Source organism: Pseudomonas sp. NPDC090203, assembly GCF_044746765.1.
In the GTDB taxonomy this organism is placed as follows: domain Bacteria; phylum Pseudomonadota; class Gammaproteobacteria; order Pseudomonadales; family Pseudomonadaceae; genus Aquipseudomonas; species Aquipseudomonas putida_AD.
This window is the reverse complement of the sequence record NZ_JBIVCV010000007.1, coordinates 25466-44809: the sequence shown is the minus strand read 5'-3', so window position 1 is coordinate 44809 and position 19344 is coordinate 25466. Positions and strand designations below refer to the sequence as shown.

The 19344-nt window shown below is 60.9% G+C and carries 18 protein-coding genes and 1 tRNA gene; 10 read left to right on the top strand and 9 right to left on the bottom strand.

The window, feature by feature from the left end:
- Positions 1–129: 129 nt before the first annotated feature.
- The 3 genes from ACIPO9_RS13710 to bglX all read right to left on the bottom strand — a co-directional run bounded on the left by ACIPO9_RS13710 (position 130) and on the right by bglX (position 5662).
- A complete protein-coding gene (locus ACIPO9_RS13710) occupies positions 130–1473 on the bottom strand; it encodes a sigma-54-dependent transcriptional regulator (RefSeq protein ID WP_400781479.1) in 1344 nt (447 codons plus the stop codon).
- Entirely contained in the window at positions 1467–3224 is a 1758-nt protein-coding gene (locus ACIPO9_RS13705; RefSeq protein ID WP_400781477.1) for an ATP-binding protein, read from the bottom strand. The genes ACIPO9_RS13710 and ACIPO9_RS13705 overlap by 7 nt, the downstream gene beginning before the upstream one ends.
- A gap of 137 nt (positions 3225–3361) precedes the next feature.
- The gene (gene bglX, locus ACIPO9_RS13700; RefSeq protein WP_274135864.1) at positions 3362–5662 is read right to left on the bottom strand and encodes a beta-glucosidase BglX; all 2301 of its coding nucleotides are present in this window, start codon (positions 5660–5662) and stop codon (positions 3362–3364) included.
- Positions 5663–5954: 292 nt separating this feature from the next.
- Between bglX and ACIPO9_RS13695 the strand changes: the two genes are divergently transcribed.
- From ACIPO9_RS13695 to ACIPO9_RS13680, 4 genes are all read left to right on the top strand, one after another.
- On the top strand, positions 5955–6578 hold the full coding sequence (locus ACIPO9_RS13695; RefSeq protein ID WP_274135862.1) for a LemA family protein: 624 nt from the start codon (positions 5955–5957) through the stop codon (positions 6576–6578).
- Positions 6578–7327, top strand: a complete 750-nt coding sequence (locus ACIPO9_RS13690; protein WP_400781475.1) for a TPM domain-containing protein — start codon at positions 6578–6580, stop codon at positions 7325–7327. The genes ACIPO9_RS13695 and ACIPO9_RS13690 overlap by 1 nt, the downstream gene beginning before the upstream one ends.
- A 26-nt stretch (positions 7328–7353) precedes the next feature.
- Positions 7354–7974: a TPM domain-containing protein gene (locus tag ACIPO9_RS13685; RefSeq protein ID WP_400781474.1), complete on the top strand. Its 621-nt coding sequence runs from the start codon at positions 7354–7356 to the stop codon at positions 7972–7974.
- A gap of 255 nt (positions 7975–8229) precedes the next feature.
- Positions 8230–9447 (top strand): class I SAM-dependent methyltransferase, encoded by a 1218-nt coding sequence (locus ACIPO9_RS13680; RefSeq protein ID WP_400781471.1) that lies wholly within the window; start codon positions 8230–8232, stop codon positions 9445–9447.
- Here the strand turns inward: ACIPO9_RS13680 and ACIPO9_RS13675 are convergent.
- Entirely contained in the window at positions 9444–10343 is a 900-nt protein-coding gene (locus ACIPO9_RS13675) for a DMT family transporter (RefSeq protein ID WP_274135855.1), read from the bottom strand. The genes ACIPO9_RS13680 and ACIPO9_RS13675 overlap by 4 nt on opposite strands.
- A gap of 248 nt (positions 10344–10591) precedes the next feature.
- Here ACIPO9_RS13675 and ACIPO9_RS13670 point away from each other — a divergent pair, with 248 nt between their 5' ends.
- The gene (locus ACIPO9_RS13670) at positions 10592–10822 is read left to right on the top strand and encodes a hypothetical protein (RefSeq protein WP_274135854.1); all 231 of its coding nucleotides are present in this window, start codon (positions 10592–10594) and stop codon (positions 10820–10822) included.
- 298 nt (positions 10823–11120) lie between these two features.
- Positions 11121–11579 carry a type II toxin-antitoxin system PemK/MazF family toxin gene (locus ACIPO9_RS13665; RefSeq protein WP_400781468.1) on the top strand — a complete coding sequence of 153 codons (459 nt, stop codon included), beginning with the start codon at positions 11121–11123 and terminating at the stop codon, positions 11577–11579.
- 35 nt (positions 11580–11614) lie between these two features.
- Here the strand turns inward: ACIPO9_RS13665 and ACIPO9_RS13660 are convergent, their stop codons facing one another.
- The gene (locus tag ACIPO9_RS13660) at positions 11615–12646 is read right to left on the bottom strand and encodes a DUF4917 family protein (RefSeq protein WP_400781466.1); all 1032 of its coding nucleotides are present in this window, start codon (positions 12644–12646) and stop codon (positions 11615–11617) included.
- A gap of 186 nt (positions 12647–12832) precedes the next feature.
- Between ACIPO9_RS13660 and ACIPO9_RS13655 the strand changes: the two genes are divergently transcribed.
- Positions 12833–13060 carry a hypothetical protein gene (locus ACIPO9_RS13655; RefSeq protein ID WP_274135866.1) on the top strand — a complete coding sequence of 76 codons (228 nt, stop codon included), beginning with the start codon at positions 12833–12835 and terminating at the stop codon, positions 13058–13060.
- Between the two features lie 98 nt (positions 13061–13158).
- The gene (locus tag ACIPO9_RS13650) at positions 13159–13410 is read left to right on the top strand and encodes a DUF2188 domain-containing protein (RefSeq protein WP_400781465.1); all 252 of its coding nucleotides are present in this window, start codon (positions 13159–13161) and stop codon (positions 13408–13410) included.
- A gap of 52 nt (positions 13411–13462) precedes the next feature.
- On the opposite strand, the gene ACIPO9_RS13645 is transcribed toward ACIPO9_RS13650, so the two are convergent.
- Together ACIPO9_RS13645 and ACIPO9_RS13640 are read right to left on the bottom strand one after the other, a co-directional pair.
- Positions 13463–13822 carry a type II toxin-antitoxin system HigA family antitoxin gene (locus ACIPO9_RS13645; RefSeq protein ID WP_400604650.1) on the bottom strand — a complete coding sequence of 120 codons (360 nt, stop codon included), beginning with the start codon at positions 13820–13822 and terminating at the stop codon, positions 13463–13465.
- On the bottom strand, positions 13812–14120 hold the full coding sequence (locus tag ACIPO9_RS13640) for a type II toxin-antitoxin system HigB family toxin (RefSeq protein WP_400781463.1): 309 nt from the start codon (positions 14118–14120) through the stop codon (positions 13812–13814). The genes ACIPO9_RS13645 and ACIPO9_RS13640 overlap by 11 nt, the downstream gene beginning before the upstream one ends.
- A gap of 223 nt (positions 14121–14343) precedes the next feature.
- Here ACIPO9_RS13640 and ACIPO9_RS13635 point away from each other — a divergent pair, with 223 nt between their 5' ends.
- Entirely contained in the window at positions 14344–16641 is a 2298-nt protein-coding gene (locus tag ACIPO9_RS13635; protein WP_400781462.1) for a TonB-dependent receptor, read from the top strand.
- Positions 16642–16769: 128 nt separating this feature from the next.
- Positions 16770–17669: a LysR family transcriptional regulator gene (locus ACIPO9_RS13630; protein ID WP_400604646.1), complete on the top strand. Its 900-nt coding sequence runs from the start codon at positions 16770–16772 to the stop codon at positions 17667–17669.
- A gap of 3 nt (positions 17670–17672) precedes the next feature.
- Here the strand turns inward: ACIPO9_RS13630 and ACIPO9_RS13625 are convergent, their stop codons facing one another.
- Both ACIPO9_RS13625 and ACIPO9_RS13620 read right to left on the bottom strand, forming a co-directional pair.
- Positions 17673–18890, bottom strand: a complete 1218-nt coding sequence (locus tag ACIPO9_RS13625) for a YbfB/YjiJ family MFS transporter (protein ID WP_400781460.1) — start codon at positions 18888–18890, stop codon at positions 17673–17675.
- 214 nt (positions 18891–19104) lie between these two features.
- A tRNA-Gly gene (locus ACIPO9_RS13620) sits at positions 19105–19178 on the bottom strand.
- Positions 19179–19344 lie beyond the last annotated feature (166 nt).

Below are 19344 nucleotides of genomic sequence, written 5' to 3'. Positions count from 1 at the left end.
TTGGCCTGTCATGCGTAAGCAAGATTTCGCCGATTCAAGAGGACCTGTAGGAGTGAGCTTGCTCGCGATGGCGGTGTGTCGGTGACAAATACGCTGACTGATACACCGCCGTCGCGGGCAAGCGCGCTCCTACAGGGTTGCGTCGTTTGAGAGGAACTGTTCGCGCACCAGCCCATGGCGCTGCATCTTCTCGTTCAGCGTCCTGCGCGGCAGCTGCAACTCGTGCATCACGGCCTTGATGTCGCCCTTGTGCCGGCTCAGTGCCGAACGCAGGCAATGGGCTTCGAAAGCCTCTTGCTGGGCTGCCAGGGACTGACCGCTGGGCGGCTCGACCGAGGCGGGACTGTCCAGCCCCAGTAATTGCCGTTCGGCGGCGTTGGCCAATTCGCGCACGTTGCCGGGCCAGTCGTGGCTGAGCAAATGGCTCAACTGCCCGCCGCTGAGCACCGGCGCTGCGCGGCCCAGGCGCTCTGCGGCCTGGCGCGAGAAGTGGCCGAACAGCAGCGGAATGTCTTCGCGTCGTTCACGCAAGGGCGGCAGGCGCAGTTCGGCGATGTTCAAGCGATACGCCAGGTCTTCACGGAAACGTCCGGCGCGCGCCTCTTCGAGCAGGTCGGGCTTGGTCGCGGTTATGATGCGCAGGTCAACTTCGATACTCTGGTTGGAGCCCAACCGCTCCAGGCGCCGGTCCTGAATCACCCGCAACAGCTTGACCTGCTGGGCCAGCGGCATGCTTTCGATCTCATCGAGAAACACCGTTCCACCGTGGGCGAATTCCAGCTTGCCGATGCGCTTGCCCTGGGCGCCGGTGAAGGCACCGCTTTCGTGGCCAAACAGCTCAGCCTCGAACAGTTGTTCGGGAATGGCCGCGCAGTTCACCGCCACGAAGGGCTTCTTTGCCCGAGGCCCGAAGTCGTGCAGGCAACGGGCGACCATTTCCTTGCCGCTGCCGGTCTCGCCGCGGATCAGCACGTTGACCGGCAATGGCGCCAGATCGAGCACCTGACGGCGCAAGGTCTGCATGGATGGCGACAGGCCCAGCAGCGTAGCGTCGAGCCGGGTGCGGGTGTCGGCCTGATGAAGCAGACGGCGGTTCTCCAGCACCAGTTCGCGTTTTTCCAGGGCGCGGCGCAGGCTGTCCAGCAATGTTTGCGGGGTGAAGGGCTTTTCCAGGAAGTCATAGGCGCCGTCGCGCATGGCGTCCACGGCCATGGGCACGTCGCCATGACCGGTCAGCAGGATCACCGGAAGATCCGCGTCCTTGGCGCGCAATTGCCCCAACAGTTCCAGGCCGCCCATCCCTGGCATGCGCACGTCGCTCAGGATCACACCGGGAAAGTGTTCCGGCAGTTGCTGCAGGCAGTCTTCGGCGCGGCTGAACAGCTGTACCTCGAAGCCTGAAAGTGACAGCCACTGCTGCACCGCCTCGCGGATGGGGGCTTCGTCGTCGACCACGATCACCGAGTTCAACATGCGGGTTCGACCTCCGGGGCACGGTTCAGGGAAAAGGAAAAGCGCGCGCCGTCGTTCAGGTTCTCGGCGCACAGGCGCCCGCCCGATTCATGGACGATGGCGTAGGACACCGCAAGCCCCAATCCCAAGCCATCGCCCACCGGCTTGGTGGTGAAGAAGGGGTCGAAGATGTCGGGCAGATGCTCGGCGTCGATGCCGCCACCGCTGTCGCCAACCGACAGCTGCCACTGATCGCCATGCTCCTGGATGCGGATTTCCAGGCGTTTGTGCGGCTTGTCGCGCATCGCATCCAGAGCGTTGCGCAGCAGGTTGATCAACACCTGTTCCAGACGTATGGCGTCGCCACGGACCCAGGCCGGGCGGGTCAGGTCCAGTACGCAGCAGATGCGTTCATCGCGGATGCGCGCATCTAGCAGCAACAGTGCCTGATCCACCACGCACGCCAGGTCCAGCCGCTCGCGCAGGCCGCTGGGGCTTTTGCGGGCGAAGGTCTTGAGGTGTCCGGTGAGGGCGGCCATGCGCGTCAACTGCTGGTCGATCGGCGCCAGCGCCTTGTAGGCATCGTCGATCCGGCCATGATCAAGCAGCAGGCGCAGCGTTGCCAGTTGCATGCGTTGAGCGGTCAGCGGCTGGTTGATTTCATGGGCCAGCGCAGCGGACATCTGCCCCAGGGCCGCGAGTTTGGCGGATTGCACCAGCCCGTCCTGGGCGGTTTGCAGATCCCGGGTGCGCTCTTCTACCAGTTGCTCCAGTTCTTCGCGGCTGCGCTGGCGCAGTTTCGCCAGGCGCCAGCGCTGGTAGAGAAACAGGCCCAGAAACACCAGGGTCAGCCAGGCACCTGCCGCCGCCAGTCCGGCGTTGCGAATGTCTTCGTTGGCCGGTTGCGGTTTGCGCAGCAGGTGCAGTGTCCAGCCTTCCGGTTGCAGGGGCAGCGATTGCCACAGGTAGTCCGCCGGTCCGTTGGGCGCTTCGACGCGGTTCAACTGGCTGCTTTCGTTGAAGGTGCGCAGGGGCTGCCGGGTCAGGGGCGCCAGCGGTTGTTTGTCGTACTGGCGTGTGCTGGCCAGCTCGGCGCGGTCCTGTTCGGACAACTCATGCAGGGCGCGATAACGCCAGCCGGGCTGGTTGGCGATGAACACGATGCCTTTTGCGTCGCTGACCAGCAGCAAGTCATCACCCTGGGCCCAGGTGTGTTCCAGGTCGGGGAATTCGAGCTTGACCACCATTGCACCGATGAATTGCCCGGCATCGTCGCGCACGGCATTGGCCAGGAAGTAACCGGGAATGCCGCTGGTCACGCCCACGGCGTAGAACCGACCGACACCGGTAGCCTTGGTCTGGGTGAAATAGGGACGAAAGCCGTAGTTATGCCCGACGTAACTGCTGGGCAGTTTCCAGTTGCTGGCGCCGATGGCCAGCCCATTGCGATCCAGCAATTCCAAGGTCGAGGACTGCGCCGCGCCGTTGATCTGTTCCAGCTTGAGGTTGAGCGCCTGGGTCGTCTGCGGATCGACCGGGCCCTTGAGCGCGTCACGCAATTGCGGGTCCAGAGCCAGCACGGCCGGCAGGGCGCGGTAGCGCTCGATCAGGGTTTGCAGGGTGTTGGCGTACAGCGACAGTTGGGACTGGGCACGCGCGGCGTCGTCTTCCAGAGCGTGGCGCTGGGCCTGATGCATCGCCAGCGTGGCCACCATCGCGGCACCGGCGAGGATCAGTAGCACGTAGAGAAGAAGGCGAGCGGAGCGGGGCATGGTATCAGCCTGTACTCGACGATTTTCCGGTGGGTACACGGTCCGTAGCAGCACGGCTTGCCGGCGGGAGCGTCCTTGAGATCGCTCCCGCCGGCAAGCCGTGCTGCTACGGGACGGTATCGCCTGTCAGTCGATACTTACTGCAGGGTAAAGGTAGTTTCCTTCACGTCCGCCGAGTCCAGGCCGATCATCAGTTTGAAATCGCCCGCTTCGGCCGCGTACTTGAGCGACGGGTTGTAGAACTTCAGGTCTTCTTCGGTCAGGGTGAAGCTCACGGCTTTTTCTTCGCCCGGCTTCAACATGATTTTCTGGAAGTTCTTCAGCTCTTTCACCGGACGGCTCAGGGACGCCGCAACGTCGCGCAGGTACAACTGAACCACGGTTTCACCCGCGACCTTGCCGGTGTTCTTCACCTGAACAGTCGCTGTGATCTTGTCCTTGCGCGTCATCTTGTTGACCGACAGCACGATGTCCGAGACGCTGAACTGGGTATAGCTCAGGCCGTAACCGAACGGGAACAGCGGGCTGGTCGGCTCCTCGAAGTAGTTCGAGGTGTAGTTCGAATCGTTGACGCGATACGGACGCCCAGTGTTCAGGTGGTTGTAGTACGCAGGCACCTGGCCCACGGAACGCGGGAAGGTCATCGGCAGTTTGCCCGAAGGGTTGTAGTCGCCGAACAGCACGTCAGCCAGGGCGTTGCCGCCTTCGGTACCCAGGAACCAGCTTTCGACCAGTGCATCGGCTTGCTTGTTTTCCTCGCCCAGCGCCAGTGGCCGGCCGTTCATCAGCACGATGACCAGCGGCTTGCCGGTGGCCTTGAGGGCCTTGATCAGGTCACGCTGGCGACCCGGCAGCACGAGATCGACCCGGCTGGCGGCTTCGTGGGACATGTTGCGCGACTCACCGACCACCGCAACCACCACGTCGGCGCCTTGAGCGACCTTGACCGCTTCGTCGATCATCTCCTGTTCAGGACGGCCATCGATGTGAATCTGGTCGTCCATCTTGTTCAAGTAGGTGATGGCTTCCTGATTGTCGGTGACATTTGTACCTGCCGCGTAAACCAGCTTGGCCTTGTCGCCGACGGCATTGGCCAGGCCGTCGTAGGCGCTGACGGTCTGACGGGCAAGACCCGCTGCCGACCAGCTGCCGAGCATGTCCAGCGAGCTCTTGGCCAGCGGACCGACCACGGCGATGGTGCCTTGCTTCTTCAGAGGCAGGGTTTCGTTGGCGTTCTTGAGCAAGACGATGCTCTTGCGTGCCACTTCGCGGGCTTCGGCGCGGTGCAGGCGGTTTTCCGCGTTGCGGTCGACCGGGTCATCCACGGCGGCGCCGATGCGCAGGTACGGGTTGGCGAACAGGCCCATTTCCCACTTCGCGCCGAGCACTTCACGCACGGCGTTGTCGACTTCCTTGATCGACACTTCGCCGCTCTTGACCAGCGCCGGCAGTTCTTCGCCGTAGGCCTTGTCGTTCATGCTCAGGTCAACGCCAGCCTTGATGGCCAGCTTGGCGGCTTCGCGAAAGTCCTTGGCCACGCCGTGGTCGATCAATTCCTTGATCGCGCCGTGGTCGCTGACGGTGACGCCCTTGAAGCCCCAATCCTTGCGCAACACATCCTGCAGCAGCCAGGTGTTGGCAGTGGACGGCACGCCGTTGATCGAGTTGAGGGCGACCATCACGCCCCCGGCACCGGCATCGACCGCCGCGCGGTACGGCGGCAGGTAGTCCTGCTGCATGCGCACCGGGCTCATGTCTACGGTGTTGTAGTCGCGACCGCCTTCAACGGCGCCGTACAGGGCGAAGTGCTTGACGGCGGCCATGATGCTGTTCGGCGCCTGGGTGCTGGTGCCCTGGAACGCACGGGTCATGGTGGCGGAGATGCGCGACACCAGGTAGGTGTCTTCGCCGAAGCCTTCGGAGCTGCGGCCCCAGCGGGCATCACGGGTGATGTCGACCATCGGGGCGAAGGTCATGTCCACGCCGTCAGCTGCCGCTTCGATCGCCGAGACGCGGCCGGCGCGGGTGATGGCGTCCATGTCGAAGCTCGAGGCCAGGCCCAGGCTGATCGGGAAAATCGTGCGCTGGCCATGAACCACGTCATAAGCGAAGAACATCGGAATCTTGTTGCGGCTGTGCAGTACCGCGGCGTCCTGCATGGCGCGGTTGTCGGGCAGGACCACGGAGTTGAACGTACCGCCGATGCGACCGGCGGCGATTTCCTTGGCGATTTCCGGCTTGGGCATCTCCGGGCCGATGCTGATGAGGCGCAGCTGGCCGATCTTTTCGTCCAGGGTCATCTGCTTCATCAGATTGGAGATGAATGCATTCTTGGCCTGTAGCGTGGAGAGATTGCTGGCGGGTGTGGTGGCTGTCTGCGCCCAGGCGGACTGACTGGCCAAACCGACGACAAGACTCAATAAACACAGCTTATTCATGAATGATTTTCTCAGGACCTTGGCCGGCAACTCGCGCGTAATACCGGGCAGCCTTTGTTTTTGGTGTGAAACCTTTGGTTTTTATTGTCGCCAGGGCCGTGAGCCGCTGAACTCCTGATGCATCCGGGCATCATTAGCGCAGCGAGTTTTATCCGATTGCGCCCTGGCAATCCAGAGCCCTGATGACGCGATGGGGCAAGATTATGCCGGGGATCGTCCGATTTAGCTAAAGTCATGTCTGACGGGTGATTCTCCGAAGACGGATCGAAGGGCAGGAAGGAGCGTACAGACCATGCAGATAGAGCGTTACGGGCACATTCGGGGCAGTCGTTACAATTTGTCACTGACGCTGCTGATGTTGCTGAGCACCTTGCTGGCGGGCTGCGGCATCAACAACATCCCCACCTACGACGAACAGGTCAAATCCGCCTGGGCCCAGGTGCAGAACCAGTACCAGCGCCGTGCCGACCTGATCCCCAACCTGGTCGAGACCGTCAAAGGCTACGCCAAACAGGAACAGGAAACCCTGACCGCAGTCATCGAGGCCCGCGCCAAGGCCACCTCGATCCAGATCGATGCCAACACCCTGAACGATCCGGCCAGGCTCAAGCAGTTCCAGGATGCCCAGGGGCAACTGACGGGGGCGCTGAGTCGCCTGATGGTGGTGTCGGAGCGTTATCCGGATCTCAAATCCAACCAGAACTTCCTCTCGCTGCAGTCGCAACTTGAAGGCACGGAAAATCGCATTGCTGTGGCCCGCCGCGATTTCATCGCCTCGGTCGAGCGCTACAACACCGAGATCCGCACTTTTCCCGGTCGGCTCTGGCATACGGTGATGTACAGCGACTTGCCGATACGCCCCAACTTTGAAGCCACTGCTGCGGATGCCGACAAGGCCCCGCAAGTGAAATTCTGATGCGCCACCGCGCGCTGTTGCTGTGCCTGGCAATGTGCCTGGCGCTGTTCGCAAGCGTGGCCGAGGCTGCGCTGAAATTCCCGGCCTTGAGCGGTCAAGTGGTCGATAATGCCGGGATGATCGACAACCAGAGCCGCGAGCACATCGCGCAGATGCTGCGTGCCCATGAAGAGCTGACCACCGAGCAGGTCGTGGTGGTCACTGTGCCCAATCTGCAAGGCAGCACCATCGAGGATTTCGGCTATCAACTAGGGCGCTTCTGGGGCATCGGCCAGCAAGGCAAGGACAACGGCGCGCTGCTGATCGTCGCCAAGGAAGAGCGCAAGGTGCGCATCGAGGTGGGGTATGGCCTCGAGGACCGTCTCACCGATGCCCAGTCTTCGGTGATCATCAACCAGATCATCACACCGGCGTTCAAGCAGGGCGATTTCGTCACGGGTATCACCCAGGGCGCCGAGGCGATAGTGCAGGTGCTGGGCGGCGATCCGTTGGCCGAGCCCGTGGTCGGGGCGTCGGGTGGCGACGATGTGACGGACTGGAAGATGAGCCTGTTGTATCTGTTGCTGTTCGTGGCCTTCATCTATATCAACATGCGCTGGGGCCGTGCGTTCGGCGGGCTGGGCGGTGGCTACATCGGCTCGGGCGGCGGTGGCGGTTTTGGGTCGGGCGGCTCCGGTGGCTCGGGCTCGGGAGGCATGCGCGGCGGTGGCGGCAGTTTTGGCGGCGGCGGTGCGTCGGGTGGCTGGTAGTCGATCATTGAAAAGGGTTGTTGTGCATGGCATTGCTTAATGAAGACGGACAGCGACAGGTCGCCCAGGCCGTCGAGGCGGTCGAGCGGCTGACCGACGCGGAGCTGGTCACGGTACTGGCCGCCAGTGCTGACGACTACGCCTATGTGCCGCTGATCTGGGCGGGCCTGGTGGCGTTGCTGCTGCCGGGGCTCATCAATTTCTACCCTGGCTGGCTCAATGCCAACGAGCTGCTGTTGACGCAGATCGCGACCTTCATCCTGGTGGCGCTGGTATGCCGGCATCCGGACGTGACCTCGCGCCTGGTGCCCGCTTCGGTGCGGCACTGGCGGGCCGGGAGCCTCGCGCGGCGGCAGTTCCTCGAACAGAACCTGCACGCCACCGCCAATGGAACCGGGGTGCTGATCTTTGTCAGCGAGGCGGAGCGCTACGTTGAAATCATCGTCGACGACGGGATTGCCCGGCACGTGGACGATCTGGTCTGGCGCTCGATGGTCGATGTGTTTACCACCCAGGTGCGTGACGGCAAGGTGCTCGAAGGCTTTCTAGGTTGCATTCGTTCATGCGGCGAAGTGCTGGCCGACCAGGTGCCCGTGACCCAGCCACGCAATGAACTGCCGAACCGGTTGGTGGTACTGAACTCGTAGCAGACGAGGGCGTTCTTCAGATCGTCCCGCGGGCAAGCCCGGCTGCTACGGGGAGGCGGTGTACACATAATCTTCGTCCAACCCGCTCCGTAGCAGCACGGCTTGCCGGCGGGGGCGTTCTTCAGGTCGCCACGCCGGCAAGCCGGACTGCTACGGGGGGGGGGGGGGAAGGCCGCGCCATAATAAAATGCACACATTGATCGTCCCGGCCTTAAAATACCACCCTCGCATTTTCTGCTTCCGAGGCTGTACCCGATGTCCGCCACCGCACCCAACGCCGCTCCGGCACAGGATCACCGCGCTCAGTTCCTGAGCCTGCTCGACACCTGCCTGACCCAGAACTCGCTCGTCAAGCTGGTGCTGGCCAAGCATGTCGGGAGCGAAGCCGGGTTGCAGCGGATCATCATCAAACCCACCACGATCAAGGACCAGCCGTGCCTGTCCTTCGTCTACCGCTACCAGACCCGCGACATCACCAAGAATCACCCGCTGGCCGAAGCCCAGGCGCTGATTGCCGACCTTCTCCCGGCCTCGTTCAAGAACGCCCACCTGCTGTCACTCACCGATGAAATCCAGCTGGAGTTCAGCAAGAAGGGCAAGACCACGCTGTTTCGCAACTCCTCCCAGCAGCAGCGCGAGGCGCCTTCGGCCGGGCATGATCGTGAGAAAAAACGTTATCTGGAGCTCAGCCGTCCGTTCCTCACCGACCTGGGTGTCACCAACAGGCAGCATGAGCTGATTCCCGCGATGTCGCGCAAATGGAAGCAGATCAACAAGTTCATCGAGGTGTTTTCCCACGCCCTGACGACCTCGCCGATCAAGCTCGACAAACCGGTGACCGTGGCGGATTTCGGCTCGGGCAAGGGCTACCTGACCTTCGCCATTCACGACTACCTGCGCAACACACTGCAGGCCGAGGGCAACGTCACCGGCGTCGAACTGCGCGAAGACATGGTCACCCTGTGCAACACCGCAGCTGCGAAGCTGGAGCATCCGGGGCTGGTGTTCAAATGCGGTGATGTGCGTTCGGTGGCGCCGAGCGAACTGGACGTGATGATCGCGCTGCATGCCTGTGACATCGCCACCGATTACGCTATTCACACCGGCATTCGCTCCGGGGCATCGATCATCATGTGCTCGCCGTGCTGCCACAAACAGATCCGCTTGCAGATCCAGAGCCCGACGCTGCTCAAGCCGATGCTGCAATACGGCCTGCACATGGGCCAGCAGGCAGAAATGGTCACCGATGCGCTGCGCGCCCTGTTGCTGGAGGCCTGTGGCTATGAGACCAAAGTGTTCGAATTCATTTCTCTGGAACACACCAACAAGAACAAGATGATTCTCGCGGTCAAGCGCGCAACCCCTGCCGATCCGGCCGAGCTGCTGGCGAAGATCCAGGAATTGAAGACCTTCTACAACATCAAGGAGCAGTGCCTGGAGACGCTGCTCCAGGCGGATGGGCTGCTTGGTTAAACCCGGGTTGCCACCACGGGCCTGGGCGCGATGACGGCCGTCTTGCGCCCGATGGCCAGGGTCACCACGACACCTGCGGCGAAGATCCAGGTGATCGGGTCGATGTGTTCACCGAAGAACAGCGCCGAAAACGCCATGGTGAAGAACAGCTGCACCAGTTGAATCTGGCTGACCCGGGCAATGCCGCCCATCGCCAGCCCCGCGTACCAGGCGAAGAAACCGATGAATTGCGAGAACAGCGACACGTAGCCGAATGCCCACCAGGCGCCTGGCGAAATCGGCCCCTGATGTTGCGATGCCAGGTAGCCGACCGGAACGATCAGCACCGGAATCGAAATCACCAGTGCCCAGCAGATCACCTGCCAGCCGCCCATCTGCTTGGCCAGCCGACCGCCTTCGGCATAACCCAGGCCGCCAATGGCTACAGCGCCAACCATTAACAGATCCCCCGCCTGAAGATTGCCCGCCCCGCTGATCAGCGCGTAGCCCAGTACCAGAACGCTGCCCATCGCCGCGCAGACCCAGAAGGCTTTCGACGGTCGCTCGTGGGACAACCACGCCGCGTAGATCGCCACCAGCAAAGGCTGCAGCCCGTTGACCAATGCCCCGTGGGAGGCGGGCAGGGTTTTCATCGCCCAGGCCGAAAGCACCGGAAAGCCGATGATCACCCCCAGCGCAACCACCATCAGCGCCTTGAACTGCGCGCGCGTCGGCCACTTCTCCCGACGCCAGAGCAACAGTGCCGCCGCCGGTATCGCCGCAAACAGCGCGCGGCCCAGGCCGTTGAGCAGAGGATGGATTTCCTGGACGACAATGCGGGTCATGGGCAGCGTCAGGCTGAAGATCACCACCCCGATCAGCCCGAGGGCCATACCGGTGTTTTCGCGAGAGGACATGTTGAGTCGTGCCTTGTTGTTATGAGTCGGAACAGGCATCCATTCAGCCATAAAACCTGCGCCAGTCCCCTTAACAGATACCGACAGAATCGACCGTACACTTCCCTCAAGGAGGGAAATGCCATTCATGAGGATTTTTCGCAGCAGGGCTCAGGCGGACTGAATATTGGTTCAAAACTTGAATGCAATCTTGCTGCAACAGTTTGAAGGTCAAATAGCTGCCGTCGAAATTAGCCAGGAGAACGATCGTGTCGGTCATCGGAAAGTGGGCGTTGCAAGGTGTCGTGATGTTTCTGTTCGCATGGATGGCGACTGTAGCGGCTCAGTGGTCAGCGAGCGTCGGCAATTCGACGAGCAGCGACCGCCTTGCCGCCTTGACCAGCACCCGGATCGGCACCGGGACCCTCGCCGTCGGCGTCAACAAGCATGTAGCCGGTAACGTGGTCGTGGCCGGGGCCTTGTCGGAAGGTAACGAGTAAGCCATCGGCGCTGGGAAGATTGGAAGCGGCGTTGGTTTGAGGGATTGGAAACCGGACCTTTTGAGGTCCGGTTTTTTTGTTTGTGGGGCGCGAAGGATGGGAGTGCGAGCGTCGCTGTAGGCAAGCAGTCAAGACTCGTGCTTCATGGACATCGGGTCTAGGCGTAGGACGATTCTGAATTGTCGCCGTCGTGTTGAAACGCCTATTCCCTCTCGTCATACTTCTCCCGTGATCAGCGAGAGCTGAAAGGAGTCTGGGTCCCTCACCTGGGGTTGATCCAGCGGCGCAGCCGGGGACGATGCAAGTTCTGCTGCGTGTCGATAGAAGCCGCCTTCGGGCGGCTTTGCTTTTACTGGAGAAACGGATGCCTCTCTATTATCTACCTAAGCAGGGCGATGTCCTGATTTGTGATTTCACGCGGGGCTTCGTACCTCCGGAAATGATCAAGGTGCGCAAGGTCGTCGTCATCTCCCAAGCCTCCAGACATCGCCGCCGCCTGTGTACAGTGGTCCCGATTTCTTCTACGTCACCAGAGGCCGAGTTCGACTGGCATCATCTGCTGCGTGAAAATCCTTTGCTTTCGGATGGGATGACCCAGTTGTGGGTCAAGTGCGACATGATCTACACCGTAAGTTTTGACCGGCTCGACAAGGTCCATCGCAAGACAAGAAAGGGCAGGGAGTATTTCGTGCCTCGTCTGTGCCCCCATGACCTTACAGCAGTGATCGACGGCGTAAGAGCATACTTGCCAACTTAGGTGCATTGGCCCTGGATCACGCCGCCAACCCTGGTTCAGCCCTTCTTCTGCTCCACCATTTCCTTCAACCGGGCCACCGGCACTTGCAACTGCGGATCGCCGAGCGGGTGGGTTTTGGCGTCGAAGAATTTCAACTCGATGTTCTGCCCCTCGAACAATGCCGTGTAGTGGCGCTTCTGGTGCTGGATGAAGGCTTCGCTGCGGGGCAGGATCGAGATGGCCAGGGTCTTGGGGCGGGCTTGAAGCACGGCGTCGAGGATGTGCCGGTCCTGTTTGCCCAGGGCGTGGCCGAATATGCACAGCGCACCCTGATGCTGTGCAAGCTGGGCGTGGCAGTACGACAGGTAGTCCGAGCCGCGAATGATCTTCATCTTGTCGCTGCTGCGGCCCTCGCAGACGAACAGAGGCACGTCCTCCAGCGCGTTGACCGCGAAACTGCCGAGCAGGGTGCTTTCCGATGACAGCAGCTTGCGTGCGCTGCCGTCGAAGTTCTTCACAAGGTGCATGCCGCCGTGCAGGTAAAGGATGCGTGTGGCATTGCTCTCGGTGCGATGCAGGTTGAACACGGCGTCGTCATCGAACAGGTCGTCGAACGGTTGCGCGCCGTGCATCACGGCCCAGTAGGCGAGCAGGTCGTAGTTCGTCGAATAGACGGTTGCGTACTGACTCAGCGCCTTGCTGATCTGCGCGACGCTCGATGCCTGCATCAGGCGCCACGGGATATGCGCTGAGCGGATGCCGTGGATCAGCGCTTCCTTGATCGCGAAGTAGCGGTTGCGCGGCGACGACGAACTGATGGTCAGCGCGGCGTTGACCCGCATGGCGACCTTCAGGCCACTGAGCACAGGCTCGAAATTCTCGGTCTCCATGGACTTGAACAGCGCAAGCTCGGTCGCGCTCAGGGGCTTGTTGCGCGTGGTCTGCGCCAGTTCGAACAGCGAGTCATAGGAGAAGTTTTTCCACACCGCCAGGCTCGCGCCATTGCCCAGCAACAATCCGGTGCAGGGGTGGGCGGTTTGCAACTGGGTCCAGTCGGCCAGTTCGGCATCAAAATCCGTGAATTCCATTGTCTCGCTTCGCAATCAGGTGAGCAGGCTGACCTGCGGCCAGAACGGAGTGGACTTATAGGAAAGCGCGGTCGGTGTTGTCAACGCCCGATCTTTCGTCGCACCGCCTGGCAGATATTTCGAACTGCCACACAGCGCCTGTTTCTAACCCTTGAACCCCAAATCCGGTTCGCTTGAGAGGCGATCATGAAAACCGATCCTGTGAACACCGCCGCCGCCCAGAGCCCCGGCCCGAACCCCAATCCCATGGAAACGACGAAAGGCACTGAAGCCGAGCGTCAGGCCCGTGAATTCGAACGGGTTGAAAAGACTGACGATCAAGCCCGCGAAACCCCACCGCCACAGACCTGGAAGCACCCGGACGATGGGAAAAGCCTGTCAGAAAAAGACGAAGAAATACCGCTGAAACCCTGACGACCATCTGTCCAGTGCGCGCCTTCACGCGTGCCGTCGGGTGTAACGTCTTTCGGGATAACTGCACACAACACTCTCGAAACGAGAGGGAGGTTTCCATGCACAGTGCGATGCTCAGCAAAACGCATTTCAATGGTTACGACGTGATTAACGTCAACAACGGTCCATGGCGGGTCTGCACCCATCACGACCGCCTGGCGAGTTTTGGTACTCGTGAGGAGGCAATGGCGTTCGCTGCGTCTTTGCCGGCGCATCAGGAGCGTACGGCGATGCGCGCGCAGGAAAGCGTTGTGGAGATGAAAGCGCCCGAGGCGAAAAAATCGGCGCCGAAGGCCAAGTCGAAGAAGTAGCGTCGGGTTTTCGAGAGCCTCAAGGTCATTGAGGCTCTTACCCATGCTCTTGTCATGCAACGCCTGCGAACAAGCTTTCATAGGGGATGTGCAAGCCGTCATGCAGCCGCTTGATCATGCTCACGCTCAGCCTGCGTTTCCTGTTCAACACTTCCGAGACTCGCCCACTGGGCCCGATGAACGGCTCCAGATCTCGAGGTGTGAGCCCTTGTTGATCCATTCGAAATTTAATGGCATCTACAGGGTCGCTGACATGAATCGGATAATGCTTGTTTTCGTAAACCTCTATGAGCGTGACGAGGATTTCCATTTCGTCTGCTTCAGGGGTTCCCTCATCGGCTTGAAAGATGACCTCCAGCCGTTGGAAAGCCGCCCGCAGATCGGCGTCGTCTCGAATTGGTTTAATATTCATTGACTGTCTCCGCATCGATCTCATCGTATCGCTTGTGTGTGCCTACAAATTTCACCCAAACAATTCCTGCTCGATACTGTATCTCAGTGATCAGTCGATACTTGTTGCCCCCGATGTTGAAAACTACCCGGTTGTTGCCGCAGATACTGGCAGTCCCGAAATGAGCTTTGACATCTTGAGGGCTTCTCCAGATGGCTTTGACGACTTCGTCGTGCCAGCTTTCCAGTGGAGACCTTGCATCTTCTCTCCCTGGTTCCTGCCAGAATCTGACCAATGAGCTTTTTGCAATTATTCGCATCGTTCAGGAATCCTCCCATTTTGGGAGATTTTATGTCGACAGGTCAATAGGGGCAACCTTCTCGACGACATTCATGGTCGATCGTCAGCGTGAAATGTAATGAATTGTGTTATTTCCCCATCCCACGCATCCCCATTACAAATCCCTGAACGTCCGAAAAATCGCGGTTGATAGAATTTCGCTGTTGTGAATGCGATCTATTCTCCTCCACGAAGGCCGACTGATGTCCTCCCCAACCCGACTCAACCTTTCGCGCGACGCCAGCCTGTCGCCTGTATCACCTCGTTCTCAAACCCTGGCTCCCTTGATGGGCCTGGCCACATTCATGGCGTTGCCGGTGTCGAGCTGGGCGGCGGATCAGGCCCAGGCCAATGGGCAGGCGGTCACGGGGGATCTGACCCTGCCGGCCACCAGCATCGAGAGTCAGAGCGATGCGCCCTACAACAGCGACAGGCTCAGTTCGTCCAAGTCGACCGAGCCGCTGCTGGACACGCCGCAAAGTGTGACGGTCATCAACTCGCAGGTGCTCAAGGAGCAGAACGCCCAGAGCCTCAAGGATGCGCTGCGCAACGTGCCAGGCATTACCTTCAACTCCGGTGAAGGTGGCGGCGGGGTAGGGGACAGCCTGACCATTCGCGGTTTCAATGCCGACGGCAACATCTATCGCGACGGCGTGCGCGATCCGGCCAAGTATTCGCGCAACGACTTCTTCAACACTGAATCGGTGGAAGTGCTCAAGGGCTCAAGCTCAGCGGGTTGGGGCGTGGGCGCGACCGGTGGTGCGGTCAACCTGGTGACCAAGGCGCCAGTGCTCGATGACTTCAATCATGTAAGCGCAGGTGTCGGCACGGCAGACTACCGTCGTGGCACGCTGGACGTGAACCACACCCTCGACGGTCTGGGTGAGGGCGCCGCATTTCGCTTGAACATAATGGGTAACAATTCCGGGGTCGACGGTCGGGACTGGGTCAATGACGAGCGCTACGGATTCGCGCCGTCGCTGGCGTTGGGGCTGGGCACCGACACCCGTTTCACCCTGGCCTACGAATACATCCACGACAACAGCAACCCTGACTACGGCATCCCGACCGTCAACGGCACTAACGGCAGCAGCCCGAGCCGTGCCGGTGGTGCCAGCTGGAACAGCTATTGGGGCTGGCGCAACCTGAACTACGAGGACAATGAATCCCATCGCCTGAACATGAAGTTTGCCCACGACTTCAACGACGCGGTGAGTTTCGACACCCAGTTCACCTATTTCCATCTGGATCACGACTACTTCATCACTACCCCAGGCGGCGACGCCACGGCGGGCGCTCCGGGCATTCAAGCGGGCAGCGGCATTTACCGGCGCAACGTCAACACGCCTGCGCGCAGCCAGACCAACGAGACTTTCAGCAACCAGACCAACCTCACGTGGAAGGTCGACACGTTCGGCATCGGCCATACGCTGGTGGGCGGTTTCGACCTGAGCAAGCAGACGCTGGACTCCAAAACCGGCGCCCTGACCGCCGCCGACCGCGCGCGTATGGGCAGCCTGCCGGTGGCGAGTAACGACTGGTCGCAATACCCCTTCAGCGCCAACACCTACACCTCGGCCAAACAGTCGGTGGAGCAGACGGACAAGGCGTTCTACCTGCTCGACACCCTGAAGTTCAACGACAACTGGCAGCTGCACCTGGCCGCGCGTCAGGATCACTTCGACACCCGCGTGACCGACAACGAAAGCCGCGCCAGCCAGACCGGCGCCTGGACTGACCTGGGCAATTCCGATCAGTCGGAAAAGCTCACCAGCGTCCACACCGCGCTGGTGTACAAACCGGTGCACAACGGCAGCTTCTATATCAGCTACGCCAACGCCAAGCAGCCTTCGGGCGTGTTGGCCGTGGCGCAAACCGGCAGCATCGCCTCGACCAAGGGCGATCGCGGCAAGACCTACGAATTGGGCACCAAATGGGAACTGTACGACGGTGCGCTTGAGCTGACCGGCGATGTGTTCGAGACCAAGCGTCAATTGACCTTCATCGATGATGACGAAGGTACGGCCTTCACCGGGGGCGAGGAGCGCGTGCGCGGACTCGAGTTGTCCGGCACCGGCAACATCACCCGCAACTGGTCGGTGTATGGCGGCTACATTCACGAAAACAGCAAGCTGACCAAGGCCTACAACGGCTCCGAGGAAGGGCTGGAGCTGGCGAACACCCCGCAGAATGCGCTGAACCTGTGGACCACTTACAAACTGCCGATGGATGTGTCGGTCAGCTATGGCGTGCGTTACGTCGATGAGGTGAAGATCTATCGCGGACAGGGCGCTGTGCTGACTCGCTCAGGCCAGACCACCGTACCAGACTACGTCGTCCACGACGCCATGGTCAGTTGGCAGGCTACCCCGGATCTGGATGTGCGCATGAACGTCAACAACCTGTTCGACAAGCACTACTGGTCCACCTACAACGGTCGTGGTTACGGTCTGCCGGGCGCCGGTCGCGGACTGATGCTGAGCGCCGACTATTCGTTCTGACAGTATCAGCTCCAAACCTCTGGGTGGCCCGAAGCGCTGCGGCTTGTTTTCGCAGCGCTCCGGGTTTAATCTCGAAATGAAATTGCCCAAGCGACGGATTATTGAAATTCGAGATAGCAGGTGAGACTTTGGACGTCATTGATCTGAAGGTGGTCGACGCGGTCGCCCGGCATGGCAGCATGAACAAGGCGGCGGTCGAACTGAACACCGTGCAGTCGAATGTTTCCTCAAGGATCCGTTCGCTTGAAGACGAGCTTGGCGTTTCGTTGTTCCAGCGCAGCGCCAAGGGCGTTCAGGTCACTCCCGCCGGCAGGCGCATCCTTCCCTATGCCGCCAGGCTTTCCAAACTGCTCAGCGACGCATCCGCCGCAGCCCGCGACGACGGCCAGCCCGCAGGTGTGCTGGAGATCGGCACGCTGGAAACCACTCTGGCCTTGCGCCTTCCATTGTTGATTGCCCGCTTCGCTACCGCCTGGCCCGATGTGCGGCCGCTGATTCGTACCGGCACCACCAGTAGCCTGATCCAGGATGTTGTCGATTGCAGGCTCGAAGGCGCCTTCGTTGCGGGCCCGGTCAGTCATCCCGAACTGCTCTGCGAAACGGCCTTTCAGGAGGAACTGGTACTGGTGACCTCCCGCGCGGTTCGCTCGCTGGACGCCGTGAACAGCATTGCGCACCTGAAAACCGTGGTGTTCCGCATCGGCTGCTCCTACCGGCAGCGGCTGGATTCGGTGCTGGCCGGCATGGGCATTCTGGCGCCCGAACCCCTTGAGTTTGGCTCTATCGACGCGATCATTGCCTGCGTGTCTGCAGGTGTCGGTATCACCCTGCTGCCCCGAGGTGTCGTCGCCAACGCCTGGCAGCAAGGGTTGGTGGCGGTTCATGAATTGCCGCCTGCTCTGTCCAGCGTGGAAACCCTGTTCGTACGGCGTCTGGACGGCCATTTCTCCAGTGCCCTGGCGGCTTTTCTCGACAGCGTGCATCAGGACAACGCCGCTCGCCTGCGCGCCGTCCCACAATTCGCTTGAAGTTCATGTGGCTGCGTGGTTTGCCCGGCGCGCAGCCACCAGATCGATGACAAGGGCCAGCGCAATGGCGCCGGTGCCGATCAAGAACAGCAGCGCATAATCCCCGCCGGTTGCCGAAAACAGATACGAAAATCCATAGGCCGCCACCGCCTGGAACAACGCAAAACCCACCGTCGCCGTGCGCCACGCCGGACCTTGCTGCGCGGGGTGATGCGCCAGCAATTCCTGCACCCGGCCCAGTACCAGCGGCACTGTGCCGGTAACGAATGCCCCCACCACGATGCTCGATGCCATCAGCGAGACACTACCCGTCGTGAGCGCCGGTATGCACACGCAAATCCCTTCCAGAATGAACGACAGGCGCAAGGCCCGGCCAAATCCAACCCGGTCCGCCAGCACCCCGGCCAACAGCGGCCCCAGCGTGGCCCCGATGCCGAACAGCACCCAATACTGCGCCCCGACCTCAAGCCCTTTGCCCAGGCCATGGGCGACGAACGCCACCAGGAAAATCATGTGCGGCACCCAGCCCGCGGCATTCAGCGCGTACTCGGCATACAAAGCCTTGAGGGTGTGATCCTTCGACTGACGCGGATGCTGACTCGCGGTTGCGGGCGCCGGATCCTGCTTCGGCCAGCCCAGCCAGGCAATGGCGGTGAACGCCAGAGAAATTACCCCCAGCCCGAGCCAGGTCTGCTGCAAACCCAGCTGCAACAACAGCGGCACCAGGGTTCCTGACGCAGCGACCCCCACGCCCACCCCCATGAAGATGATCCCGCCTGCCAGCCCGCGTTTAGAGGGCGAAATGTGCGCCAGCACCGCCGGCGCAGCCAGCACCATCAACGCCCCTCCGCTGATGCCGGACAGCAGCCGCCAGGTAAAAAACCACAGATACGACACCGGAAACGCACAGGCGATAAATGCAACACTGGCCAGCAACATCATCGCCCGCAGCGCAAATGCCGTGGACGAATTCTGCGCCATCACCCGTCCCGTCAACGCCCCGATCAGATACCCCGCCAGATTCGCCGCACCCAGATACGCCGCTTTCGAAGAATCGAACCAACCTGCATCGATAATCGCCGGCAGCAGGGGCGTATAGGCAAAGCGAGCAAGACCAATACCCACAAGGCTCGCGGAAAAACCTGACGCAATCCCCCACTTGCGGTTGTGGGATTGATCGCGGGAAGCCGTGCTGTGAGTTGATGCCTGAAGCTTGCTCATCGTCGTCGCCTGCTGAATTCGGATGGAGTCAGCGTACGTGCGGATGGGGTATCTCAGGAAACGAAAAGAAGAGATTGGGGTTCTCTGTAATTGAGATCGCTGGGGCGCATTCGCGGTGTCCGCAGCCTGATAGGCAAACGAATGACATTGCGACGTGTATATCGGATCAAGATCTAAAGCGGGGCTGAACGAAGGTTGTTGCAGGGGGGAAGACTGGAGCGGGTGAAGGGAATCGAACCCTCGTTATCAGCTTGGGAAGCTGGAGTAATGCCATTATACGACACCCGCTTTTGACGCTTGCAGCGGCTGACTTTGTACCAGATGCAGGCACTGAATTGAAGCGTTAAATGCGTTGCGGGCCAAATCCTTTATTGCAATGACAAGGGTCGGGATTCATCCGCCGAGGGCTGTGAGGCGGTGGCTGGCGGATGAATCCGTTCCTTGAGACCGGCAT

What these genes read in the sequence shown, in the direction of transcription:
- ACIPO9_RS13685 (WP_400781474.1), top strand. Translation starts at nt 7,354, where the DNA reads ATGGCATTGCTTAATGAAGACGGACAGCGACAGGTCGCCCAGGCCGTC.
- ACIPO9_RS13640 (WP_400781463.1), bottom strand. Translation starts at nt 14,120, where the DNA reads ATGCGAATAATTGCAAAAAGCTCATTGGTCAGATTCTGGCAGGAACCA.
- ACIPO9_RS13660 (WP_400781466.1), bottom strand. Translation starts at nt 12,646, where the DNA reads ATGGAATTCACGGATTTTGATGCCGAACTGGCCGACTGGACCCAGTTG.
- ACIPO9_RS13655 (WP_274135866.1), top strand. Translation starts at nt 12,833, where the DNA reads ATGAAAACCGATCCTGTGAACACCGCCGCCGCCCAGAGCCCCGGCCCG.
- ACIPO9_RS13635 (WP_400781462.1), top strand. Translation starts at nt 14,344, where the DNA reads ATGTCCTCCCCAACCCGACTCAACCTTTCGCGCGACGCCAGCCTGTCG.
- ACIPO9_RS13680 (WP_400781471.1), top strand. Translation starts at nt 8,230, where the DNA reads ATGTCCGCCACCGCACCCAACGCCGCTCCGGCACAGGATCACCGCGCT.
- ACIPO9_RS13645 (WP_400604650.1), bottom strand. Translation starts at nt 13,822, where the DNA reads ATGAATATTAAACCAATTCGAGACGACGCCGATCTGCGGGCGGCTTTC.
- ACIPO9_RS13695 (WP_274135862.1), top strand. Translation starts at nt 5,955, where the DNA reads ATGCAGATAGAGCGTTACGGGCACATTCGGGGCAGTCGTTACAATTTG.
- ACIPO9_RS13705 (WP_400781477.1), bottom strand. Translation starts at nt 3,224, where the DNA reads ATGCCCCGCTCCGCTCGCCTTCTTCTCTACGTGCTACTGATCCTCGCC.
- ACIPO9_RS13665 (WP_400781468.1), top strand. Translation starts at nt 11,121, where the DNA reads ATGCAAGTTCTGCTGCGTGTCGATAGAAGCCGCCTTCGGGCGGCTTTG.
- bglX (WP_274135864.1), bottom strand. Translation starts at nt 5,662, where the DNA reads ATGAATAAGCTGTGTTTATTGAGTCTTGTCGTCGGTTTGGCCAGTCAG.
- ACIPO9_RS13710 (WP_400781479.1), bottom strand. Translation starts at nt 1,473, where the DNA reads ATGTTGAACTCGGTGATCGTGGTCGACGACGAAGCCCCCATCCGCGAG.
- ACIPO9_RS13675 (WP_274135855.1), bottom strand. Translation starts at nt 10,343, where the DNA reads ATGTCCTCTCGCGAAAACACCGGTATGGCCCTCGGGCTGATCGGGGTG.
- ACIPO9_RS13650 (WP_400781465.1), top strand. Translation starts at nt 13,159, where the DNA reads ATGCACAGTGCGATGCTCAGCAAAACGCATTTCAATGGTTACGACGTG.
- ACIPO9_RS13625 (WP_400781460.1), bottom strand. Translation starts at nt 18,890, where the DNA reads ATGAGCAAGCTTCAGGCATCAACTCACAGCACGGCTTCCCGCGATCAA.
- ACIPO9_RS13690 (WP_400781475.1), top strand. Translation starts at nt 6,578, where the DNA reads ATGCGCCACCGCGCGCTGTTGCTGTGCCTGGCAATGTGCCTGGCGCTG.